The following is a 3,116-nucleotide window of genomic DNA, read 5'->3' as shown; positions in this document are numbered from 1 at the left end:
CTCGCTCATGGCACAGACCGTACCCCGAACCACCGACAGGACCCCGGTCAGACCCAGCCGGCCGCCCCCGCCCGCGCCTTGCGCGCGGCCGGTACCACCAGCGGCGTGCCGGTCTCCGGGTCGGCGATCACCTGGCACTTGAGCCCGAAGACGCGCTCGACCAGCTCCGCGTCCACGATGTCGGCGGGCGCCCCCTCCGCGACGACCCGCCCGTCGCGCATGGCGATCAGGTGGGTGGCGTAGCGCGCCGCGTGGTTGAGGTCGTGCAGCACGGCGACGAGCGTGCGCCCCTGCGTCTCGTGGAGTTCAGCGCACAGGTCGAGGACGTCGATCTGGTGCTGGATGTCGAGGTACGTCGTCGGCTCGTCGAGCAGCAGCAGCGGCGTCTGCTGCGCGAGGGCCATCGCGATCCACACCCGCTGCCGCTGCCCGCCGGACAGTTCGTCGACATAGCGATCCGCCAGCTCCCCGACCCCGGTGGCGGCCATCGACTCCTGGACGACCCGCTCGTCCTCCCGCGACCACTGCCGCAGCAGCCCCTGGTGCGGGTAGCGCCCGCGGGCGACGAGGTCGCCGACCGTGATGCCGTCGGGCGCCACGGACGACTGCGGCAGCAGCCCGAGGGTCCGCGCCACCTTGCGGGCCGGCAGCGTGCCGATGGACTCGCCGTCCAGCAGCACCGCGCCGGTGCCCGGCTTCAGCATCCGCGCCAGCGCCCGCAGCAGCGTCGACTTCCCGCAGGCGTTGGGCCCCACGACGACGGTGAACGAGGAGTCGGGCACGGCCACCGACAGGTGCTCGGCGACGACCCGGCTGTCGTAGGCGAGGGTGACGTCGGCGGCGGCGAGACGGCTCACTGCGGGGCTCCTGTCCTGCGTACGGTCGTTCATATGCGGCCCGCCCGTCGTTCCGCGGCGAGCAGCCAGAGGAGGTAGACGCCGCCGAGCACGCCGGTGACGACGCCGACGGGCACCTGGTCGGCGCCGAAGGCGCGCTGCGCCCCCCAGTCGGCGACGATCAGCAGCGTGGCGCCCATGAGCGCGGCGGGCGCGAGGTTGGGTCCCGGCGAGCGGGTCAGCCGGCGGGCGAGCTGCGGCGCGGTCAGGGCGACGAACGCGACGGGCCCCGCGGCGGCGGTGGCGGCGGCGGTGAGCAGCACGGCGGCCAGCAGCGCCACGAGCCGGACCCGCTCGACGGGTACGCCCAGCGCGTACGCCGTGTCGTCGCCCATCTCCATCATCCGCAGCGGCCGGCCCAAGACCAGCACGAGCGGCACCAGCACCGCGCAGACCGCGACCAGCGGCCACACGTGCGTCCAGTCCCGCCCGCCGAGCGACCCGGTGATCCACAGCGTGGCGCGGGCGGCGTCGACCAGGTCGGCCTTGGTGAGCAGGTAGTTGATGACGCCGGTGAGGATGGCGGCGGCGCCGATGCCGACGAGGACGAGCCGGTAGCCGGCGACGCCCCGCTGCCAGGCCAGCACGTAGATCGCCGCCCCGGTCGCGATGCCGCCCGCGACGGCGCCGAACGCGACCGCCTCCGAGCCGCCCTTGAACAGCACGATGACCACCAGCGCGCCCACCGCGGAGCCGTGCGAGATGCCGAGCACGTCCGGACTGCCCAGCGGGTTGCGGGAGACGGCCTGGAAGACCGCCCCTGCCAGGCCCAGCGCCGCGCCGACGAGCAGCCCCACGAGCACCCGCGGCAGCCGCAGTTCGCGGACGATGAACTGCTGCCCGGCATCGCCGCCGCCGAACAGCGTGCGCACCACCTCGCCGAAGGAGATCGGGAAGTCGCCGGTGCCGACGAGGACCACCGCGGCGGCCAGCGCGGCGGCGGTCAGCAGCACGCAGACGAGCAGGGCGCGCAGGTCGAGGCGTACGGACAGGTCGCCCTTCGCGCCGCGTACGTTGAGCGTTCTCACAGCTGCGCCATCCTCCGGCGTCGTACGAGATGGATGAAGACCGGCCCGCCGAGGATCACGGTGACGATCCCGACCTGCACCTCGGCGGGCCGGGCCAGCACCCGGCCGAGTACGTCGGCGGCGAGCAGCAGCACGGGCGCGAGGACGGCCGCGTACGGCAGGATCCAGCGCATGTCCGGGCCGGTCACGGCGCGCACCATGTGCGGGATCATCAGCCCGACGAAGATGATGGGCCCGCACGCGGCGGTCGCGGCGCCGCACAGCAGCGTGACGGAGAGCATGGCGAGCAGCCGGGTGCGGGCGAGGTGCGCGCCCAGGGAGCGGGCGGTGTCGTCGCCCATGGCCATGGCGTTCAGCGGGCGGGCGAGCAGCAGCGCGAGGGCGATGCCCGTGGCGAGGAACGGCAGCACCTGCCGGATGGTGGTCATGTCGGCGGAGGCGAGCGAACCTGTGGTCCAAAAGCGCATCTTGTCCAGCGCCGCGGTGTCCGTCAGCTCGACGGCGCGTACGTAGCCGAAGAGCGCGGCGGTGGCGGCGGTGCCGGCGAGCGCGAGGCGTACGGGCGTGGCGCTGCGGCTGCCGCCCAGGGCGTACACGACGACGGAGACGGCGGCGGCGCCGGCGAACGCGAACCAGACGTAGCCGGCGACGGAGGTGACGCCGAGGAAGCTGATGGCGCTGACGACCGCGGCCGAGGCGCCGGCGTTGATGCCGAGCAGCCCGGGCTCGGCGAGGGGGTTGCGGGTGAGTGCCTGCATGACGGCGCCGGAGAGGCCGAGGGCGGCGCCGGCGAGCAGGCCGAGGAGGGTGCGCGGGACGCGCATGTCGCGGATGACGACGTCGGTGTCGTTGCCGTCGTAGGCGAAGAGGCCGTGCCAGACCTGGTCCAGCGGGATCGGCTTGGCGCCGACGGCGATGCTGGCCACGCAGACCAGCAGCAGCGCGAGGCAGGAGGCGACCAGGCCCGCGGCGCGCGGTGAGAGCCACCGGCGGCGCGGCGGGGCGTCCTTGAACTCGGTGTCCGTACGGGGAGCGGCGTCGACCAACACGCAGTTAGGTTAGCCTACCCTGACCAAACGGTGGAGTGGGCGGGCACTCACAGGTCCAGACGCGCCAGCGCCTTCCCCGGGTCGAGGCCGCAGGAGCCCTCCCCCGCGTACGTCCACGCCGCCGCGCACAACGCCCGCAGCCC

4 protein-coding genes are annotated in these 3,116 nt (G+C 74.2%); all 4 read right to left on the bottom strand.

The genetic code is table 11. The features are described 5' to 3' along the window. Window positions 1–47: 47 nt before the first annotated feature. The gene (locus H5J30_RS23970; protein ID WP_220189295.1) at window positions 48–890 is read right to left on the bottom strand and encodes an ABC transporter ATP-binding protein; all 843 of its coding nucleotides are present in this window, start codon (window positions 888–890) and stop codon (window positions 48–50) included. Continuing rightward, window positions 887–1,924, bottom strand: a complete 1,038-nt coding sequence (locus H5J30_RS23965; RefSeq protein ID WP_181789446.1) for a FecCD family ABC transporter permease — start codon at window positions 1,922–1,924, stop codon at window positions 887–889. The genes H5J30_RS23970 and H5J30_RS23965 overlap by 4 nt, the downstream gene beginning before the upstream one ends. Further along, complete coding sequence (locus tag H5J30_RS23960) at window positions 1,921–2,970, bottom strand: iron chelate uptake ABC transporter family permease subunit (RefSeq protein ID WP_181789448.1); 1,050 nt, start codon at window positions 2,968–2,970, stop codon at window positions 1,921–1,923. The genes H5J30_RS23965 and H5J30_RS23960 overlap by 4 nt, the downstream gene beginning before the upstream one ends. Window positions 2,971–3,020: 50 nt before the next feature. Continuing rightward, a partial coding sequence (locus H5J30_RS23955; protein ID WP_181789445.1) for a hypothetical protein occupies window positions 3,021–3,116 on the bottom strand: 96 nt, incomplete at its 5' end.

The organism is Streptomyces phytophilus (assembly GCF_013870535.1).
GTDB classification, from domain to species: domain Bacteria; phylum Actinomycetota; class Actinomycetes; order Streptomycetales; family Streptomycetaceae; genus Streptomyces; species Streptomyces phytophilus.
Note: the sequence above shows the minus strand (reverse complement) of the source record. Positions and strands in the feature narration are given on the sequence as shown.

Coding starts and splice junctions, on each gene's coding strand:
- H5J30_RS23970 (WP_220189295.1), bottom strand. CDS start 890: ATGAACGACCGTACGCAGGACAGGAGCCCCGCAGTGAGCCGTCTCGCC.